At 73.4% G+C, this 17,688-nt stretch carries 17 protein-coding genes; 11 read left to right on the top strand and 6 right to left on the bottom strand.

From position 1 onward, the window contains the following. Positions 1-3 precede the first annotated feature (3 nt). Complete coding sequence (locus HG542_RS05495; protein WP_171078884.1) at positions 4-1,371, bottom strand: NAD(P)/FAD-dependent oxidoreductase; 1,368 nt, start codon at positions 1,369-1,371, stop codon at positions 4-6. Continuing rightward, positions 1,361-1,576: a ferredoxin gene (locus tag HG542_RS05490; protein ID WP_171078883.1), complete on the bottom strand. Its 216-nt coding sequence runs from the start codon at positions 1,574-1,576 to the stop codon at positions 1,361-1,363. The genes HG542_RS05495 and HG542_RS05490 overlap by 11 nt, the downstream gene beginning before the upstream one ends. Positions 1,577-1,749: 173 nt before the next feature. On the opposite strand from HG542_RS05490, the gene HG542_RS05485 reads away from it, so the two are divergent. From HG542_RS05485 to HG542_RS05460, 6 genes are all read left to right on the top strand, one after another. Further along, positions 1,750-3,624 carry a transketolase gene (locus tag HG542_RS05485; protein ID WP_171078882.1) on the top strand — a complete coding sequence of 625 codons (1,875 nt, stop codon included), beginning with the start codon at positions 1,750-1,752 and terminating at the stop codon, positions 3,622-3,624. Between the two features lie 53 nt (positions 3,625-3,677). After that, positions 3,678-4,118, top strand: a complete 441-nt coding sequence (locus HG542_RS05480) for a MarR family winged helix-turn-helix transcriptional regulator (protein WP_171078881.1) — start codon at positions 3,678-3,680, stop codon at positions 4,116-4,118. A 31-nt stretch (positions 4,119-4,149) separates the two neighbouring features. After that, entirely contained in the window at positions 4,150-4,725 is a 576-nt protein-coding gene (locus HG542_RS05475) for a cysteine hydrolase family protein (protein WP_171078880.1), read from the top strand. Beyond that, the gene (locus tag HG542_RS34740; RefSeq protein WP_171078879.1) at positions 4,722-5,783 is read left to right on the top strand and encodes an FUSC family protein; all 1,062 of its coding nucleotides are present in this window, start codon (positions 4,722-4,724) and stop codon (positions 5,781-5,783) included. The genes HG542_RS05475 and HG542_RS34740 overlap by 4 nt, the downstream gene beginning before the upstream one ends. A gap of 164 nt (positions 5,784-5,947) precedes the next feature. Then, positions 5,948-7,006, top strand: coding sequence for a DUF3443 family protein (locus tag HG542_RS05465; RefSeq protein WP_171078878.1), 1,059 nt, complete (start codon positions 5,948-5,950; stop codon positions 7,004-7,006). 18 nt (positions 7,007-7,024) lie between these two features. After that, on the top strand, positions 7,025-7,594 hold the full coding sequence (locus tag HG542_RS05460; protein ID WP_229922626.1) for a 2'-5' RNA ligase family protein: 570 nt from the start codon (positions 7,025-7,027) through the stop codon (positions 7,592-7,594). A 2-nt stretch (positions 7,595-7,596) separates the two neighbouring features. Here HG542_RS05460 and HG542_RS05455 read toward each other — a convergent pair whose 3' ends face one another. Next, on the bottom strand, positions 7,597-8,562 hold the full coding sequence (locus tag HG542_RS05455; RefSeq protein WP_171078877.1) for a GlxA family transcriptional regulator: 966 nt from the start codon (positions 8,560-8,562) through the stop codon (positions 7,597-7,599). Between the two features lie 105 nt (positions 8,563-8,667). Between HG542_RS05455 and HG542_RS05450 the strand changes: the two genes are divergently transcribed. Next, positions 8,668-9,642 (top strand): NADP-dependent oxidoreductase, encoded by a 975-nt coding sequence (locus HG542_RS05450; RefSeq protein ID WP_171078876.1) that lies wholly within the window; start codon positions 8,668-8,670, stop codon positions 9,640-9,642. 15 nt (positions 9,643-9,657) lie between these two features. Here HG542_RS05450 and HG542_RS05445 read toward each other — a convergent pair whose 3' ends face one another. Together HG542_RS05445 and HG542_RS05440 are read right to left on the bottom strand one after the other, a co-directional pair. Then, on the bottom strand, positions 9,658-10,641 hold the full coding sequence (locus HG542_RS05445; protein ID WP_171078875.1) for a hypothetical protein: 984 nt from the start codon (positions 10,639-10,641) through the stop codon (positions 9,658-9,660). 9 nt (positions 10,642-10,650) lie between these two features. After that, entirely contained in the window at positions 10,651-11,679 is a 1,029-nt protein-coding gene (locus HG542_RS05440) for an Lrp/AsnC family transcriptional regulator (RefSeq protein WP_171078874.1), read from the bottom strand. Between the two features lie 152 nt (positions 11,680-11,831). Between HG542_RS05440 and HG542_RS05435 the strand changes: the two genes are divergently transcribed. Then, positions 11,832-13,364, top strand: a complete 1,533-nt coding sequence (locus HG542_RS05435; protein WP_171078873.1) for an MFS transporter — start codon at positions 11,832-11,834, stop codon at positions 13,362-13,364. 46 nt (positions 13,365-13,410) lie between these two features. Here the strand turns inward: HG542_RS05435 and HG542_RS05430 are convergent, their stop codons facing one another. Beyond that, positions 13,411-14,340: a LysR substrate-binding domain-containing protein gene (locus tag HG542_RS05430; RefSeq protein WP_171078872.1), complete on the bottom strand. Its 930-nt coding sequence runs from the start codon at positions 14,338-14,340 to the stop codon at positions 13,411-13,413. 136 nt (positions 14,341-14,476) lie between these two features. Between HG542_RS05430 and HG542_RS05425 the strand changes: the two genes are divergently transcribed. Genes HG542_RS05425 through HG542_RS05415 form a run of 3 tightly spaced genes read left to right on the top strand, consistent with a single transcriptional unit; the run spans position 14,477 to position 17,686 of the window. Next, a complete protein-coding gene (locus tag HG542_RS05425) occupies positions 14,477-15,214 on the top strand; it encodes an acetoacetate decarboxylase (protein ID WP_171078871.1) in 738 nt (245 codons plus the stop codon). A gap of 19 nt (positions 15,215-15,233) precedes the next feature. Next, positions 15,234-16,199: a 3-hydroxyacyl-CoA dehydrogenase family protein gene (locus HG542_RS05420; RefSeq protein ID WP_171078870.1), complete on the top strand. Its 966-nt coding sequence runs from the start codon at positions 15,234-15,236 to the stop codon at positions 16,197-16,199. After that, positions 16,196-17,686, top strand: a complete 1,491-nt coding sequence (locus HG542_RS05415) for a CoA transferase (protein WP_171078869.1) — start codon at positions 16,196-16,198, stop codon at positions 17,684-17,686. The genes HG542_RS05420 and HG542_RS05415 overlap by 4 nt, the downstream gene beginning before the upstream one ends. Positions 17,687-17,688: the final 2 nt, after the last annotated feature.

The raw sequence follows: 17,688 nt of genomic DNA, 5'->3' as shown, positions 1-17,688 counted from the left end.
TGTTCAGCCTGCGGGCCGGATCAACGTGAGGCGGCGGTCCGGCAGATGGCCGGTGAGGGCCACCGTCGGGCCGTGGGTGAGGACACGGGGGTCGGGGACGTCGGAGGGCACGGGTTCGCTGTCCGCGAGGTGGTCGGCGGCGCCGGGGCCGGGCGGGAACGGGGCCGCGCTCTCGATCAGGCGCTGGTAGTGCTCCAGCCACTTGGCCCGGTTGACGGTCACCGCGGCGGTGATGCGGCCCCGGTAGCCGTAGACCGCTACCAGGCGGCGGTCCCCGGGCGTGCCCTGGGCGAGGACCACCTGGTCGGAGAAGGTCGGCACACCGACGGACTTGATGTTGAGGCCGAACTGACTGGACCAGAAGGTCGGCACGGCCAGGTGGGGGCGCCGGCGCGGGCCGGGGCTGATCATGTTGTGGGCGGCCACCTCGGCCTGGGCGACGGCGTTGCCCCAGTGCTCCAGGGCGATCAGCTGGTACTCGAAGAGCGGGTGGGGGAAGCGGGCCACGTCACCGGCGACGAACACATCGTCCGTGACGATGCCGTACATGGTGAAGACGCGGCAGCCCGCGTCGCAGGCCACGCCCCGGGGGCCGGCCGCGAGGCCGGAGTCGGCGAGCCACTCGGTGTTGCGGACCGCGCCCAGGCAGACCACGGCCACGTCGGCCTCGATCCGGCTCCCGTCGGAGAGTTCGGCACCGGTGAGCCGGCCGTCGGTGCCCTTCAGCGCGGTCACGGTGACCCCGCAGCGCAGATCGACGCCGTGTGCCCGCTGCAGCTTGGTGGCCCAGTCGCCGACCGTCCCGCCCAGCGCACCGATCAGCGGCGCCCGGCCGCGCTCGGCGACGGTCACCTCCAGGCCGCGTTCCCGGCAGGCGGAGGCGACTTCCGAGCCGGTGAACCCGGCACCGATGACCAGGACGCGGCGGGGCCCGGCGTCCAGGGCCGCGGCGAGCCGGGCGGAGTCGTCGCTCGTCCGGACCGTGAACACCCCTTCCAGCGCGCCCTCCTGAGGGTTCGGCCAGGGCCGGGCGCGGGTACCGGTGGCGATCAGCAGCCGGTCGAAGGGCAGGTGCTCGCCGTCGGCCAGCAGGACGTTCTTGCCGAGGGGGTCGAGCCCGGTGGCGGCCACGCCGAGCTTCCACGTCGCGTTCAGCTCGCGGCGGGCCGGCAGCCCGCACTGCCCGGCGCCCGCCCTGCCGAGCAGCACCTGCTTGGACAGCGGCGGCCGGTCGTAGGGGGGATGCGCCTCGTCCCCGACCAGGGTCAGCTCGCCCTCGAACCCCTCCTCGCGGAGCGTCTCGGCCGCGCGCAGCCCGGCCAGGGACGCTCCGACGATCACGATGCGCCCGTCGCGCGTCTCACCGGACACCGGCGCCCTCACCTGCCTGTTCCCCGACCGTAATGGCCTGCACCGGGCAGGCCGCCGCGGCCCGCAGCACCCGTTCGTCCTGGCCCTCGGGCACCGTGGGCACATACAACAGGGCTTCTTCGCCGTGCAGTTCGAACACCTGCGGGGCGAGGAACACGCACTGGGCGTACCCCTGGCACCGATTGAGATCGACCACGATCTGCATCCCGGAGTTCCTCCTGGTGCGCTCGTTCCCCGCCCCCTTCCTACGCCCGTCCGGGCCCGGGCGCCGGTGGTGCTGCTCCGTCCGGGCAGCCGCACCCGTCCGGCCTACTCCCTGCCGCCGGGGGAAGGCGGGACGGTGAGGATGGACGGAGCGGTCGGCGAGAGGAAGCCACGATGACGGCACAGGCCCCCACCGAGACCCTCGGCCCCGAGGCCGATCTGGCCCGGGTCTTCGATCTGGCGCAGCAGTTGCGGGTGGACTCGGTGCGCGCGAGCACCTCGGCCGGGTCCGGGCACCCCACCTCCAGCCTGTCGGCGGCCGACCTGATGGCGGTGCTGATGACGCGCCATCTGCGCTACGACTGGGACGACCCGGGCAACCCGGCCAACGACCACCTGGTCTTCTCCAAGGGGCACGCATCCCCGCTGCTGTACGCGATGTTCCGGGCCGCGGGCGTCGTCGCCGAGGACGAACTGCTGAACACCTACCGGCGGTTCGGTGCCCGGCTGGAGGGGCACCCCACGCCGGTGCTGCCGTGGGTGGACGTGGCCACCGGGTCCCTGGGGCAGGGCATCGCCTATGCCGTCGGGATCGCGCTGGCCGGGCGCGACCTGGAGGGGCAGCCGTACCGGGTGTGGACGTTGTGCGGGGACAGCGAGATGGCCGAGGGGTCGGTCTGGGAGGCCGTCGACAAGGCCGGGCGGCACCGGCTGGCCAACTTCACCGCCATCGTCGACGTCAACCGCCTGGGCCAGTGCGGCGCCACCGAGCTGGGCTGGGACACCGCGGCCTACGCCCGCCGCATCGAGGCCTTCGACTGCCGCGCGCTCACGGTGGACGGGCACGACGTCGGCGCCGTCGACCGGGCCCTGACCACAGCGGCCGACGGGAAGGCCCCCACCGTCGTCATCGCCAGGACCGTCAAGGGCCGGGGGGTGGGCGAGATCGCGGACCACGAAGGCTGGCACGGCAAACCGCTGCCCGAGGAGCTCGCCGGACGGGCCGTCGCCGAACTCGGCGGCGTACGGCACCTGTTGGCCCGCGGGCCGCGGCCACCGGCCGGCACGCAGGCCGATCGGCCGCCCGCCGGCCCCGTCGAGCTGCCCCGCTACGACGTCGGGGAGGACGTGGCCACGCGGTCCGCGTTCGGCAAGGCGCTGGCCGCCCTCGGAGCCCGGCCCGACGTCGTCGTCCTCGACGCGGAGGTGGGCAACTCCACCCACGCCGAGGACTTCAAGAAGGCATATCCGCAACGCTACTTCCAGACCTACATCGCCGAACAGCAGATGATCGCCGCAGCCGTCGGCATGGCCGCGCGCGGCTACCGCCCGTACGCCGCCACCTTCGCCGCCTTCCTCACCCGCGCCCACGACTTCATCCGCATGGCGGCCGTCTCCCGGGCCACCCTGGCCCTGTCCGGCTCCCATTGCGGCGTCGAGATCGGCGCCGACGGCCCCTCCCAGATGGGCCTGGAGGACCTGGCCATGATGCGTGCCGTGCACGGTTCCACCGTGCTCTACCCCGGTGACGCCACTTCCGCCACGGCCCTGACGGCCGCCATGGCCGACCTGCCCGGCATCTCCTACCTGCGCACCACCCGCGGCGCCTACCCCGTCCTCTATCCCGCCGACGAGACGTTCCCCGTCGGCGGCTCCAAGACCCCGCGCCGCAGCGACCAGGACACGGTCACCCTCGTCGGTGCCGGCGTCACCCTCCACGAATGCCTCGCCGCGGCCGACCAGTTGGCCGACGAGGGGATCCGTGCCCGTGTCGTCGACCTGTACTCCGTCAAACCCCTCGACGCCGAGACGCTCGCGCGCGCCGCACGCGAGACCGGTGCGCTCGTCGTCGCCGAGGATCACCACCCCGAGGGCGGCATCGGCGAAGCCGTCCGGTCCGCCCTCGGCGCCGAGCGGCTGGCCCCCGCCCTCACCCACCTCGCCGTCACCGTCCTCCCCGGTTCCGGCACCACCGCCGAACTCCTCGACGAGGCCGGGATCTCCCGTAACCACATCGTCCGGGCCGCACGCGCGCTGACCGGACGCTGAGTGCGACGTGCCGGATGTCGTTATGCCTCATAGTTATGTGTCATAGTTAAGTCATGAACACTGACGAGGCCACCGTGTTCCGCCGCAACCTCATGGCGCTGCACCGGCGCCTGCGCGAGGAACATGTCGGCGACATCCCGCTGAACGAGGTCCTGGTCCTCGGAGCCGTCGACCGGCACGGGGCGTCCGCCGGCCCGGGCGTCATCGCGGACGACCTCCGCATGGCCAGGTCCAATCTGGCCGCGCTGCTGCGGCGCCTGGAGGCCAGGGAACTCGTCGACGTGGCACCGGACCCCGCCGACGGCCGGCGGAGCCTCATCGGGCTGACCCGGCGCGGCCGGGAGCTCCTCGAACGCGACCGCGTGGAACGCGAGATGTGGCTGGTGAAGGCCGCCGCCGCAGCGCTGACCCCGGCGGAGGCGAAGCAACTCCTGGCCGCCGGCGCCCTGATGCAGCGTCTGGCCGACTTCCGCGAACACCCGGAACACTCGTGAACACCCTTGATGACGGAGAGATCACACACTCATGCGCACCGCGCTCATAGGCCTCGACTACATCGTCGACATCATGCACCCGGACGGCAGGATCGCCCGGTGCGCGCCCCAGGCGGCGGAACGGGACGTCGTCGCGCGGTTCAACGCTGCGAAGAAGACCGCCCGGGAACGCGGCTGGCCGACGATCCTGGTGAAGGTCGGCTTCGAGGCCGGATACCACGACCAGCCCAAGCACTCGCCGCTGTTCGGCCGGGCACACGAGTTCGGCGCACTCGACCTGACGGGGCCCGGCACCGCCTTCCACCCCGGCCTGCACGTCGACGCCGACGACATCGTGATCGCCAAGCCGCGCGTCAGCGCCTTCCACGGCACCCGGCTGCAGCAGACGCTCTCCGCGTCGGGCATCGAACGCGTCGTGCTGTGCGGCGTGAGCACCGTGCTCGCCGTCCAGTCCACCGCCCGGGACGCGCACGACCGTGACTACCGCGTCGTCGTCGCCGCGGACGCCTGCGCCGCTCCGACCCCGGAGGAGCACGAGGCGTCGCTCCGGATGCTCTCCGGAATCGCGACGATCACCACGACCGGCGCGCTGGCCGACCTGCCGTGACCGGCGCGACCGGCCGGAGCCGGCTCGCGGCGGTGCTGAGGATCTACCTCCGCCGGGAGGCGGGGGCGTACTACGACTGGCGGTACGGCATCCTCGTCAGCGCGGTCGTCGCCGCCCCGCTGATCGGCGGCGAACTCGCCGGCTCCCGGCCGGGCGGCATCACCGGCGCCCTCGGCGCATGGTTCATCGCCCTCGCCGTCCCGCCCCGGACCGCGCTCCAGCGGCTGCTGTTCCTGGGACGGCGCCTGCTGATCCTCACCGCCACCAGCGCCCTCGGGGTGCTCGCGGACCACCGGCTGCCCTGGACCCCTGTGCTCATCGTCGTCCTCGCCCTGCTGATCCCCGTGCCGGGGATGACCATCACCCCGCTGATCACCTTCCTCATGGCGACGAACGGCCTGCACGGCCTGACCGCCGCCGGCTACGTCGGCACGTTCTTCCTCGGCGGCGCCATGGCGCTGACCGGCATGCTGCTCCCCGTCGCGGCCTCGCCCGTCGCGCCGCCGTTCACCGGGCTGCGCATCAGGACCCCGTGGCGGCGGCTCGTCGGCCACGTCCGCCGGCGCAGCCCGGAGGCGCGCTACGCCGCCCAGGCGGCGGTCTGCATCTGCGCCGGCTACCTGATCCTCGACGCGCTGCACTGGCCCTTCGCCACCTGGGTGCTCATCGGCATCCTGACGACGCTCCGCCCGACCTGGGAGGCGACCCGGGCGAGGGTCGTCAAACGCAGCATCGGCATGATCGGCGGATCGTTGATCACCGCACTCCTGCTCGTGATCAGCACCCGCACCGGCTACTGGATCACCATCACCCTCATCGCCGTCCTCGGCGGCCTCGGGCGTCCCCTCCGCCAGTACAACTACGGCTACTGGCCCATCCTCGGCACGCCGGTCCTGCTGCTCCTCGTCAGCCTCGAAGAACCCCTGGTCGCCACCGACTCCGCCTGGCGCCTCGGCAACAACATCCTCGGTGCCGCCGTCACCCTCCTCGCGGTCACCTTCCTCTGGCCGCACGCCACCCAGCGCCGCCCCGCGCGGGCGGACCGGGGCCCGTGCTGACCCATCGGACACGCCCTAGGGCCTGCCGGCGCCCCGAAGGGGCGCGGGGAACTGCGCGACGCACCACGAACGGGCCCGGCCGGGAGGCGCCGTGGCCCGGTGGGGCCGAGTCTGGCGGCAGGAGTGCCAGCCGCTGCCCACGCCCGGAGGCGTCCGTGTGCCCGATGTCGTGCCCGCCCCGCTGGCGGCGGCCCTCCGCCGCCATGGTCGGGCTGCTGCTCCTCCTGACGGCCGGCTGCAGCGGTTCCGGAGCGTCCGCGCCGGCGGCGGACGGGGGCGGTCCGAAGGTGCCGCTGACGTACCTGCCGGCGGGCGGCGCCGGCGGCAGGCTCGGTGAACCCCGGCTGCAGGCCACGGTCCGCATCGGGTCGCGGCCGGTGAACCTGCTGGTGGACACCGGATCCACCGGGCTGAAGGTGCTCGCGTCGGCCGTCGGGAGCGGCGACGCGACGCCCACCGGGGCCACCGGCAGCAGCAGTTACCTCAGCGGCCTGCAGATCGGCGGCCGCGAGGCCCGGGCGACCCTGCGCCTCGGCGACGTCACCGCGGACAACCAGAGCATCCTGCTCGTCGACTCCCTCGCCTGCACCGCCCAGGTCCCGAACTGCGAGGCGGCGCACGGCAGGACACCGGAGGAGTTCGGCGGCGTCTTCGACGGCATCCTCGGCATCGGCGTGGCCGAACGCGACCAGGGCGTCCGGGGCTGCTGCACCAACCCCATGCTCGGCTTCACGAGCAACGGCGCGTTCACCGTCCACTTCGACGAACACCACCCCGAACTGGCCCTCGATCCCGACCGGAAGACACTGAACCGCTACAGGACGGTGAGCCTGCGGCAGTCGGCGCCCATGCAGGCCTGCCTGACGGTGAGTTCCGTGCTGAGCACCCAGTGCGCACCGGTCGTCTTCGACACGGGCACGCCCACCCTCGCCCTGGAGGCGCCCCGCCTCGAGGGCCCGGCGGCGGACAGGCTGATCGGCGGCGGCATCGTCGACACGTTCGGCGAGCAGGTCACGTTCGACGTGGCGGCCGCGGGCTGGACATGGACATACCGCATGCCGCGGGAGAAGGACCCGCAACAGGCGTTGAACGCGCTCTCCACCCCGCTGCTCGGCTACGGCCGACAGCCCAGTTCGGTGATCCTCGCAGGGCTGCCCGCGTTCACCCGGGTCGACGTCCTGTACGACCTGCGGGGCGGGCGCATCGGCCTGGCGCCGCGCTGACGGGACGGGGACGGGAGCGTGGACGGGAATCCGCCGGACGTGCCCGACGCGGCGCCGACACCCCGGACCGCGGTGGCATGGCTGCCGCCGCAGGAGCTCTGGCCGGCGATCCAGGACATCCGCTGGGAGCACGATCCGCAGGTGCGGCGCTGGCCGCCGCACGTGAACCTGCTGTTCGGCTTCGTGCCCGAGGGGGAGTTCGCCCGGGCCCTGCCACTGCTCTCCGCCGCCGCGGCGGAGAACGCGGCGTTCACGGCACGTCTGTCGGGCGTGCGGTACTTCCGGCACCGGCACTTCGCGACGGTGTGGCTCGACCCGGCCGCGGCCGGGCCGGCGCCGTGGGTCCGGCTCCACCGGGCACTGGAGCAGCGGTTCCCGCTCTGCCGTGGCCGCTTCACCCCGCACCTGTCCCTCGGCCGTACCCAGGACCCCAAGGGCCTGGCCGCCGAGTGCGCCGCCCGGCTCGGCACCCTCTCGGCGGAGGTCGGGGACGTCGTCCTGCTCTCCCGGCGCGGCGACGAACCCATGCGGCCCCGGGCCGTGATCACGCTGGGCACGGGCGACGTCCGTCGCCCGCCGCCCGCGTGACGTCAGCCGGAGGCAGGCCGGAAGGTACGGCGGTACGCCTGCGGGCTCACGCCGATGGCCGCGTGGAGGTGCTGGCGCAGGGACGCGCCGGTGCCGAGACCGGAGCGCAGGGCGACCAGGTCGACGGGCCAGTCGGTGGTCTCCAGGTGGTGCCGGGCCAGGTCGACGCGCTGGCGGACGAGCCACTGGGCCGGAGTGGTGCCGGTCTCCTCGCGGAAGCGGCGGGAGAAGGTGCGCACGCTCATGTGCGCCTGCGCGGCGAGGGCGGCCACCGTCAGCGGCTCGGCGAGGCGTTCCATCGCCCAGGCCTGGGCGGCGGCGGTGCCGGACGCGCCGGGTTCGGGGACGGGCCGCTGGATGTACTGGGCCTGGCCGCCGTCGCGCCACGGCGGGACGACGCAGGAGCGGGCCACGTCGTTGGCGGTCCGGCTGCCGTGGTCGCGGCGCACCAGGTGCAGGCACAGGTCGATGCCGGCGGCCACGCCGGCGGAGGTGAGGATGTCCCCGTCGTCGACGAACAGGACGTCGGGGTCGATGCGGGCCGCGGTGAACATCCGCTGCAGACGGCCGGCTTCGCGCCAGTGCGTGGTGGCCCGGCGGTGGTCGAGGAGCCCGGCGGCGGCCAGCACATAGGCGGCGGTGCAGATGGCGACGATGCGCGTGCCGGGGCGGATTCCGGCCAGGGCCTCGCGCAGGGCGTCCGGCAGGCGGCCCTCCTCGCGGACGGGGCCGAGCGCGTGCGAGGGCGGGATGACGACGGTGTCGACGGCGGCCAGCAGGGAGGCGTCGTGGGAGACGGCGAGGCCGTAGTCGGCCTCGGACCGGACCGGCCCGCCGTCCAGGCTGCACGTGGTCACCGTGTAGAGGGGACGGCCCGCCGAGTCGCGGGCGGCGCCGAAGATCCGGGCGGGGATGCCGAGTTCGAAGGGGAAGACGCCGTCCAGGGCCAGAACGCCTACGTGGTGCATGGCCGGATCCTTTCACCCCCTGGCCGGAGCGCCACCACCGGGGGCCGTGCCGCACCGGCAGTCTGAGGACGTCACCACGAGCACCGCCGAAAGAGAGAAACCGGCATGTCCCAGGCCACCACCCCCGCCCCCGCCACCATGCGCGCCGTCTCCCAGGACACCGCCGGGGCGCCGGACGTCCTCAAGGTCGTCGAGACGCGGCGCCCGGAGCCGGGACGGGGCGAGATCCTGGTCCGCGTGCACGCGGCCGGGGTCAACCCGGCCGACTGGAAGACCCGTTCACGCGGCGAGTTCGCCACCGGGGCCAGGCCGCCCTTCACCCTCGGCTGGGACGTCTCCGGCGTGGTCGAGGCGACGGGCGACGGCGTGACCGTCTTCCGGCCCGGCGACGAGGTGTACGGGATGCCGCGCTTCCCCCACCCGGCCGGTGCCTACGCCGAGTTCGTCGCCGCGCCCGCCCGCCACTTCGCCCCCCGCCCCCGGGGCCTGAGCCACATCGAGTCGGGCGCCCTGCCGCTGGCCGCGCTCACCGCGTGGCAGGCCCTGGTCGACACGGCCGGCGTGCGGCCCGGTCAGCGCGTGCTCGTCCACGCCGCCGCGGGCGGGGTCGGACACCTGGCCGTCCAGATCGCCAAGGCCCGCGGCGCGCACGTGACCGGCACCGCCAGTGCCGCCAAGCACGCCCTGCTGCGCTCGCTCGGCGCGGACGAACTCGTCGACCACCGCACCCAGGACGTCGCGGAGACCGTCCGCGACATGGACGTCGTCCTGGACCCGATCGGCGGCGCCAACTGGGCCCGTTCCCTGCGCACTCTGCGCCCGGGCGGCACCCTGGTCTCGATCCTGCCGCTGGACGGGACGTTCCCGCGTGCCGAGGCCGAAGCGGCCGGAATCCGCGCGGTGTTCATGCTCGTCGAGCCCGACCGGCAGGGCCTGCACGCGATCACCGAGCTCGTCGAGAACGGCCGCCTGCGCGTGATCGCCGACACCGTGTTCCCCCTGGAGGACGCCGCCGAGGCCCACCGGATGGGCGAGACGGGCCGCACCACCGGGAAGATCGTTCTCTCCGTCGCGCGCTGACGCTGGCCTACTGGCCTACTGGCCTGCTCCGCGCCGGAGTTCGTCGCGTCGGGCGCGCAGCACGCTCAGCGACTCCTCCGCGATCTCCGTCAGAGCGGCCGGGCAGAGCAGGTGCTCCAACGGGGCGTCTCGGCCTTCCCTGCGGCCCTGTTCGTAGAGGGCACGCCCGCCGGGGCTGGTCAGCATGATGCCGGTCTCCACCGCGGCCGGGCCGCTGCCGGGCGGCTGTACGTGCGCGCCGTGCGTGCACGAGGCGCCGGCGAAGTGCGGCAGCGCCTCCTCCAGTGCCGAGACGAGCTCGTCGAGCAGGGATGCGTCGTCCACGAAGTCGGAGACGGCGTACCAGGTGACCGCCATGACGATCAGCAGACGTCCGGGCCGGTCCTCCGGTCCGGCGATCCGCAGGCCGGACGCCACGGAGGAGATCTCCTCGCCGACATCCGTCCCCGGTTCCGGGTAGCCGTGCAGGATCGCCGACAGCGTGTCGATGCCGCGCCGGTCCATCAGCGGCAGGCGGGGCGGGACGCCGGTGACCGATCCGGGGTCGACGATGTCCAGGGCGATCCGGGCGAATCCGGCCACATTGCGCGGGCAGAGCCACTGTTCCCGGGAGTGGTCCTCGTCCCAGTCGGCACTCTCGTCGGCGAGTTGGTACGGGAACTCGGCGAGGTCCAGGTCGTACTCGGCGTCGTGCTCGTGGTACGGGTGGTCGTCGTGGTCGCAGGGCCGGTCGCGCAGCGTGCGGTCGGCGGCCTCCAACACGGCCTTGACGTGCGGCGCGACGTCGTCGTCCTCTCCCCACGCGACGTAGGGCGCCGTCAGCAGCAGCCCGATCGTCCACGCGAGGGCCGATTCCCCGCCGGGGTCGGCGGACAGCCGCGCGGCGCAGTCGAGGACCGTCCGGTCGTACACGTCGTTGTGCAGGTCGTCGTAGTCCTCGTGGATCCCGCTCCAGGAGTCGGCGAGTTCGTCGAGGGGCGGTGCGGTGCTGTCGATCACCGGGCGAGCCTACCGGGCCGGCGGCTCCCGGAGCCGGGCGCCGTCCGTGAGCAGGCCGGCCCGTTTGACGTGGCGGAGCACCGGGACGATCTCCAGTTGCTGGACGGTCCTCAACGCGCCGATGCCCTCGGTCACATAGGTGTAGAGCGCACGGCGGTCGCGGCAGAGGACCGTGCCCACCAGGTTGGTGGTGCCGGTGGCCGCTGCCACCCAGGGGATCTCGGGGTGCCGGGCGAGAGCACGGCCCGCCTCGTCCAGATTGTGCGGGGCCACCGTGGCGAACAGGGCGGCCTGCACGGTCAGTCCGAAGTGCACGGGGAGGATCTCGACGTCGAAGTAGAGGGCGCCGGCCTCCCGCAGATGTTCCAGCCGGCGGCGGACGGTGGACTCCGACCGGCCGGTCGCCCGGGCGAGTTCGGGGTAGCCGGTGCGGCCGTCCCGGGCGAGGAGGTCCAGGAGGATGTGGTCGGCGGCGTCGGGCCGGATCTCCTCGCCGTCCCCGGCGGGCTGCGGGCGCGCCAGCTCCCGGGCCTGTTCCGCGGTCAGGCCGCTGCCGTCCAGCCACCGGCTGGGGGTCGTGCTGGTGAAGGTGTGCAGCAGGGTCTGCGCGGTGAAGCCGGTGACGTGCTGGGTGCGCGGCAGCTTCTGGAGCAGGAGGGCGTCGCGTTCGTCCGTGCTGAAGGAGCGGACCACGCAGGCCACTTCGGACCCGCCGGAGTGGATCTTCACCCAGCCGGTGTCGGGGCGTCGGGCCAGCGCGTCGGCGATCGGAGCGGCGGCGCCGGGGGCGCACTGGATGCGCAGCCAGTTCTCCGACATGCCGAGCCGGTCGGCGGCCGGGAGCCCGATGACGCGGAGCAGCCGTTCGCCGTGGAGCCGCCGGTAGCGGCGGACGACCGTCTGGTCGGTGACGCCCAGGACGGCCGCCAGGCGGCTGAACGAGGCGCGGCCGTCGAGGGACAGGGCGTGGATCAGCCGGCGGTCCAGCGCGTCGAGCTGTTCTCCGGGGCCGGCGTCGGCCGTGGGCGTGGTCGTCATCTTTCCATCATGACAGGCTCATCTGTCATGGAAATCCGCCAAGGCGACCCTCCTGGGTTCGGGATCCGACCGCGGCGTGTGAGCTTGATCGGACCGCTTCCTCTCATCCGGTTCATCCGGTTCATTCGACCAAGAGATTCAGGAGTGCTCTGATGCGCAAGTGGCTGCCGCTCGCCGCGGTGTGCCTGGGGACCTTCATGCTGCTGGTGGACGTCACCATCGTCGTGGTGGCGCTCCCCGACATGGCCAGAAGCCTGCACACGTCGTTCGCCGACCTCCAGTGGGTCATGGACATCTACGCCCTGGCGCTGGCCGCCCTGCTGCTGGGGCTGGGTTCGCTCGCCGACCGGATAGGCCACCGCCGGGTGTATGTGGCCGGGGTGGCGGTCTTCGCCCTGGCATCGCTGGCCTGCGGCCTGGCCACCGACCCGGCGGTGCTGATCGCCTTCCGCGGTGTCCAGGGCGTGGGCGGCGCCGCCATGCTGGCCACCACGACCGCCCTGGTGGCCCGCCTCTACCACGGCAGGGACCGGGGCGTGGCCTTCGGCGCCTGGGGCGCGGTCAGCGGTGCCGCGTCGGCGGCCGGGCCGATCCTGGGCGGACTGCTGACCGAGTACCTGGACTGGCGCTGGATCTTCTTCGTCAACCTGCCCATCAGCGTGCTCGCCATCGTCATGACCATGCGGTACGTGCACGCGCCGGCCGACGGCGCCGCCCGGGGCCGGGGCATGGACCTGCCGGGCATGGCCGCCTTCACCGTGGCCGCCGGTGCCGTCACCTATGCGCTGATCAAGGGCTCCGACCACGGGTGGACCTCCGGCACCACCCTCGGGCTGTTCGCGCTGGCGGCCCTGGCCCTGCTGGTCTTCCTGCTGATCGAGCCGCGCAGGGCACAGCCCATGCTGGACCTCGCCCTGTTCCGGCGGGGTTCGTTCACCGGTCTCATGATCACCGCGGTGCTGCTGTCGGTGGCGGCGTTCTCCTACCTCGCCTACACCTCGCTCTGGCTCCAGTCCGTGCGCGGCATGGGCCCGGTGACGGCCGGCCTGGCATGCCTGCCGATGAGCGCCGCGTCCTTCGTCGTCGCCTCGCTCGGCGGACGCTTCCTGCACGGGGTCTCGCCCCGGCTCACCCTGGGCGTGGGCATGCTGCTGATCGGCGGCGGTGCACTGCTGATGACCGTCATCGGCGCCGGATCCACGTGGACGGTGCTGGCGGCCGGATTCGCGGTGGCCGGCATCGGGGTCGGGCTGAGCACCCCGGCGCTCGCCTCGACCGCCATGGCGGCGGTGCCGCCGCAGCGTGCCGGCATGGCCAGCGGCGCGGTCAACACCGCACGCCAGCTCGGCAACGCCCTGGGCATCGCGGTGCTGGGCGTGGTCTTCCACGCCGGCCTCTCCGGCTCGCTGCGGCACCACGGGGGCGGCGTCTCCGCGGACGCGCTGGCCGGCGGCCAGGCCGCGCCGCTGATCGCCCGCACCGCGCCTGCACAGCGGGGCGCTGTGCAGGAGATGGTCCATGTCGCCTTCGCCGACGGGCTGCGGGACGTCTTCTGGGTCTCCGGCGCCCTGGGCGTGCTCGGTGGCCTCGTGGCCCTGGCTCTGGTGCGGCGCCCGGCGGCGCCGGGCGGGGCTCCGCGGGGGCCCAAGTCATCTGACGTACCGTCAGTTCCCGCTGCGGCCTGAGGGGTTCGCGCCCCGTCGGGGGCGCTGGGAGGTGCCCCCACGCCCCTTACGGGGCGCCATGGTCGCGCCCACGCGGCGGAGCCGCACGCGCGTGCCGGGTGAGAAGGTTCAGGAGGCGGTGCACGGCCGCGTCCGCGTCGGGGCGGTGCACCGCCCCGACCGTGGTCCGCAGGTGCGGGGACGTATCGCGCAACGGCACGAAGACGATCCCGGGAACCGCGAGATCGCGCAGGTCCTCCGGCAGGAGGCCGACGCACAGGCCCGCGGCGACGTAGCCGAGGAGGCCGCTGAGGTCGTCGGCCTCGGCCCGGCAGCGCGGGGTGAACCCGGCCTCCTGGCAGGCCAGCCGGCCCTGGGCGGCCAGCCCCGGCAGCGTGGCCGCGCTGGGGAGCGCGAAGTCGTCGTCGCGGAGGTCCGCGAGCGCGATCGCCTCCGCCCCGGCCAGGCGGTGCTCGTGCGACAAGGCCGCGACGATGCGCTCCACGGCGAAATCATGGACGGCCAGCCCGTCCGGCACGGGCGAGGGGTCCCGGACGAACGCGAGGTCCAGGGCGCCCGAGCGGACCATCTCCACCAGCGCGGCCGTGGCGTCCTGCCGCAAGTGGACGCGCAGGCCGGGGAGTTCGTCCGCCGCCGCCCGCAGCAGCCGGGGCAGATGGCGGTGGCTGAGGATGCTGACGTAGCCCACGCGCACATCGCCCTCCATGCCGCGCGCGACGCGCCGCACGCGCTCGACGGCGGCGGCCCGGGCATCGAGCAGCCGCTGCGCCTCCACGGCGAAGACGGCGCCCGCCGGGGTGAGGCGCACGCCGCCCGGCCCGCGGTCCAGGAGCCGTACGCCGAGGCCGCGTTCGAGCCGCTGCATCGCCTGGCTGAGCGGGGGCTGGCTCATCGCGAGGCGCTCGGCGGCCCGGCCGAAGTGCTTCTCCTCGGCCAGCGCGAGGAACTGCTCCAGCAGGCGGTCGGTGAACTCCATATGGTCAAGCATATCGAGTACGCGACAAACATATATTGGACAGACCCGGCTTCCCTGGCGTGGAGTGGTTCCAGGCGCTGAGCGGCCCTCCGCTCCCCGCCCCCACAGGCACAGGCGTCATCCGAGGAAGCCATCCATGCACATGCACGACGTCGCCCGGCTGTTCACGACTCCGCTGGACGCACCCGCTTTCGCCCCCACCCGGTACCGCTTCACCGACCGCGAGTACCTCACCATCACCTACCGCACCGACCCCGAGGCCCTGCGCCGGGTCGTCCCCGAGCCGCTGTCCCTGCCCGAGCCGCTGGTGCGGTTCGAGGTCATGCGGATGCCCGATGTGACCGGGCTCGGCGACTACACGGAGGCGGGCCAGGTCGTCCCGGTCGCGTACGAGGGGGAGCGCGGCGAGTACAACCTGGCGATGTATCTCGACAGCGTGCCCGCGATCTCCAGCGGCCGGGAGCTGAGCGCCTACCCCAAGAAGGCCGGTTCGCCCCGCCTCCACGTCGACTCCGACACCCTGGTCGGCACCCTCGACTACGGCTCGCTGCGGGTCGCCACCGCCACCATGGGCTACAAGCACCACCCGATGGACCCGGACGAGGCCCGCGCCGAGATCTGCCTCCCCACCTTCATGGTCAAGGCGGTGCCCGGCTACGACGGCCGGCCGCGCATCTGCGAACTGGTGCGCACGCAGATCACCGACATCACGGTCAAGAGCGCCTTCCGCGGCCCCGCCCGCCTGGAACTGTTCGCCCACGCCCTGGCACCGCTCGCCGACCTGCCGGTGCTCGAAGTCGTCGACGCCGCCCACATCCTCACCGACCTCACCCTCAGTCCTGCCGAGGTCGTCCACGACTACCTCGCCCGCTGAGCCCACCGAGAGGCACACCATGCATGCTTCCACCCCGTACCGGCGCGCCGCCGTCATCGGCGGCGGCGTGATCGGGATCTCTTGGACCGGACTGTTCCTCGCCCACGGCATGGACGTCGTCGTCAGCGATCCCCGCCCCGACGCGCGCGAGCAGGTCCTGGCCGGGCTGGACGAGATCGCCCCGGCGCTGGCCGAACTCGGCCTGCCCACCACGGACATGGCGGACCGGCTCCGCTTCGAGCCCGACCTCGCCACCGCGGTCGCGGACGCCGACGTCGTACAGGAGAACGGCCCCGAACGGCTGGCGGTCAAGCAGGAGATCTGGCGGACCGTCGAACAGGCCGCCCCCGCCCACGCGCTGCTGGCCACCTCCACCTCCGGCATCCCCGCCACCGCGATCGCCGAGGCCATGCGGCAGCCCGAGCGGCTCGTCGTCGGCCACCCGTTCAATCCGCCGCACCTGGTGCCGCTGGTCGAGATCGTCCCCGGCGAGCGCACCGATCCCCAAGTCCTGCTGGAGGCCCGGGACTTCTACGCCTCCCTGGGCAAGAAGCCGCAGATCCTGCGCAAGGAGATCCCCGGCTTCGTCGCCAACCGCCTGCAGTCCGCGCTCTTCCGCGAATGCGTGCACCTGGTCGCCGAAGGCGTGGTGACCGAGGCCGAACTGGACGAGATCGTCACCGCCTCCATCGGCCTGCGCTGGGCCGTCGCCGGCCCCTTCCGCACCTTCCACCTCGGCGGCGGACCCGGTGGCCTGCCGCACTTCCTGCAGCACCTCGGCCGCGCCATGGAGGCCGCCTGGCCCGGCCTGGGCAGCCCGTCCTTCGACGAACCCACCGTCGCCCTGCTGACCGCCCAGGCCGAAGAGGCCTTCGCGGGCGAGCCCGTCGGCGACCTCGCCGCCCGCCGCGACCGCGCACAGATCGCCCTGATGCGCGCCCTCGCCGACACCTCTCACGAACCGACAGAAGAGGCAGCAGCATGAACCTCACCGAGAAGATCGAGACCGCGCTCGACAAGCCCGTCACCGGCGAGGCCGACGACCCCTTCGACATCCACGCCGCGCTCGACGACGTCCTCGGCGGCGTCGGCATGAACGCCCGGGACGCCGGCGGCACGGTCACCTTCACCGGCGCCGACCCGGTGGTGCCCTCCGCCCTGCGGCTGGCCGCCGCCCCCGCCCTCGGCCTGACCGCCAAGTCCGTGGCCCTGGCGAAACTCTGGCAGCACCGCGGCGGACCCGGCCAGGACATCTCCATGGACCTGCGCAAGGCACCGCACCGGCTGTGCCCGTTCTACGACGCGAAGTGGGAGAAGCTCAACGGCTACCCGATCACCGCCCCCGACGACCCCTTCGCCCTCTCCTTCTACCGCGCGGGCGACGGGCGTTGGGTGATGCCGCTGAACGTCTACCCGGCGCTGAAGTCCCGCACCCTGAAGCTGCTCGGCACCCCCGACGACGCCCTCGCGATATCCCACGCCATCGCCCGCTGGGACGGCGCGGAACTGGAGCGGGCCGGCGCGGACGCGGGCGTCGTCATGCCGATGCTGCGCAGCACCCGGGAGTTCCTCGCCACCCGCCAGTACCGGGACGTCCTGGCCGACCTGCCACTGATCGAGATCGAGAAGATCGGCGACAGCGACCCCGAGCCGCTCCCGCCCGGCGCCGCCCAACCGCTCGACGGCGTACGGGCCCTGGGCCTCGGCCATGTCATCGCCGGTGCCGCCATCGGCCGCACCATGGCCCAGCACGGCGCCGACGCCCTCAACATCTGGCGGCCGGGCCAGTTCGAGAACGACATCCTCTACTACACGGCCCAGGTCGGCGTGCGCTCCGCCACCCTCGACCACGCCCGCGACCCGCAGGCCGCGGCGACCCTGCGCCAACTGCTGCGCGGCACCGACGTCTTCTACGCCAACCACCGCGCCGGCTACCTCGAACGCATGGGCCTGACCGCCCAGGAAGCCGCGGAGATCCGCCCCGGCATCATCCACACCACCGTCAGCCTGCACGGACAGCACGGCCCCTGGGCCCACCGCGTCGGCTTCGACCAGACCGCCGGCTGCGTGGCCGGCATGATGAACCTCGAAGGCACCGACGACAACCCGGCCCTGCCCCCGATCAAGGTCGTCAACGACTACCTCGTCCCCTGGCTCGCCACCACCGGCATCATCGCCGCCCTGATGCGCCGCGCCACCGAGGGCGGCAGCTACCGCGTGCACGTCTCGCTCACCCGCGTCGCCCTGTGGATCCTGGGCCTGGGCATCCTCGACAAGGACTACGCCCGCGAACTCGCCGGCACCGGCGAACGGCACGCCTACCTCGATCCCGACACCTTCACGGCGGACACCCCGTGCGGCCGCTACCAGGGCGTCACGGACCAGGTCGTCATGTCCGGGACCCCCGGCGCCTTCCGCACCGTCCTCGTGCCGCGCGGCTCGGGCCGGCCGGAGTGGCTGCCACGAGGCTGACG

Origin of the sequence: Streptomyces morookaense (assembly GCF_013030945.1) — a bacterium.
GTDB lineage: Bacteria > Actinomycetota > Actinomycetes > Streptomycetales > Streptomycetaceae > Streptomyces > Streptomyces morookaensis.
Note: the sequence above shows the minus strand (reverse complement) of the source record. Positions and strands in the feature narration are given on the sequence as shown.

Coding starts and splice junctions, on each gene's coding strand:
- HG542_RS05490 (WP_171078883.1), bottom strand. CDS start 1,576: ATGCAGATCGTGGTCGATCTCAATCGGTGCCAGGGGTACGCCCAGTGC.
- HG542_RS05485 (WP_171078882.1), top strand. CDS start 1,750: ATGACGGCACAGGCCCCCACCGAGACCCTCGGCCCCGAGGCCGATCTG.
- HG542_RS05480 (WP_171078881.1), top strand. CDS start 3,678: ATGAACACTGACGAGGCCACCGTGTTCCGCCGCAACCTCATGGCGCTG.
- HG542_RS05475 (WP_171078880.1), top strand. CDS start 4,150: ATGCGCACCGCGCTCATAGGCCTCGACTACATCGTCGACATCATGCAC.
- HG542_RS05465 (WP_171078878.1), top strand. CDS start 5,948: ATGTCGTGCCCGCCCCGCTGGCGGCGGCCCTCCGCCGCCATGGTCGGG.
- HG542_RS05455 (WP_171078877.1), bottom strand. CDS start 8,562: ATGCACCACGTAGGCGTTCTGGCCCTGGACGGCGTCTTCCCCTTCGAA.
- HG542_RS05450 (WP_171078876.1), top strand. CDS start 8,668: ATGTCCCAGGCCACCACCCCCGCCCCCGCCACCATGCGCGCCGTCTCC.
- HG542_RS05440 (WP_171078874.1), bottom strand. CDS start 11,679: ATGACGACCACGCCCACGGCCGACGCCGGCCCCGGAGAACAGCTCGAC.
- HG542_RS05435 (WP_171078873.1), top strand. CDS start 11,832: ATGCGCAAGTGGCTGCCGCTCGCCGCGGTGTGCCTGGGGACCTTCATG.
- HG542_RS05430 (WP_171078872.1), bottom strand. CDS start 14,340: ATGGAGTTCACCGACCGCCTGCTGGAGCAGTTCCTCGCGCTGGCCGAG.
- HG542_RS05425 (WP_171078871.1), top strand. CDS start 14,477: ATGCACATGCACGACGTCGCCCGGCTGTTCACGACTCCGCTGGACGCA.
- HG542_RS05420 (WP_171078870.1), top strand. CDS start 15,234: ATGCATGCTTCCACCCCGTACCGGCGCGCCGCCGTCATCGGCGGCGGC.
- HG542_RS05415 (WP_171078869.1), top strand. CDS start 16,196: ATGAACCTCACCGAGAAGATCGAGACCGCGCTCGACAAGCCCGTCACC.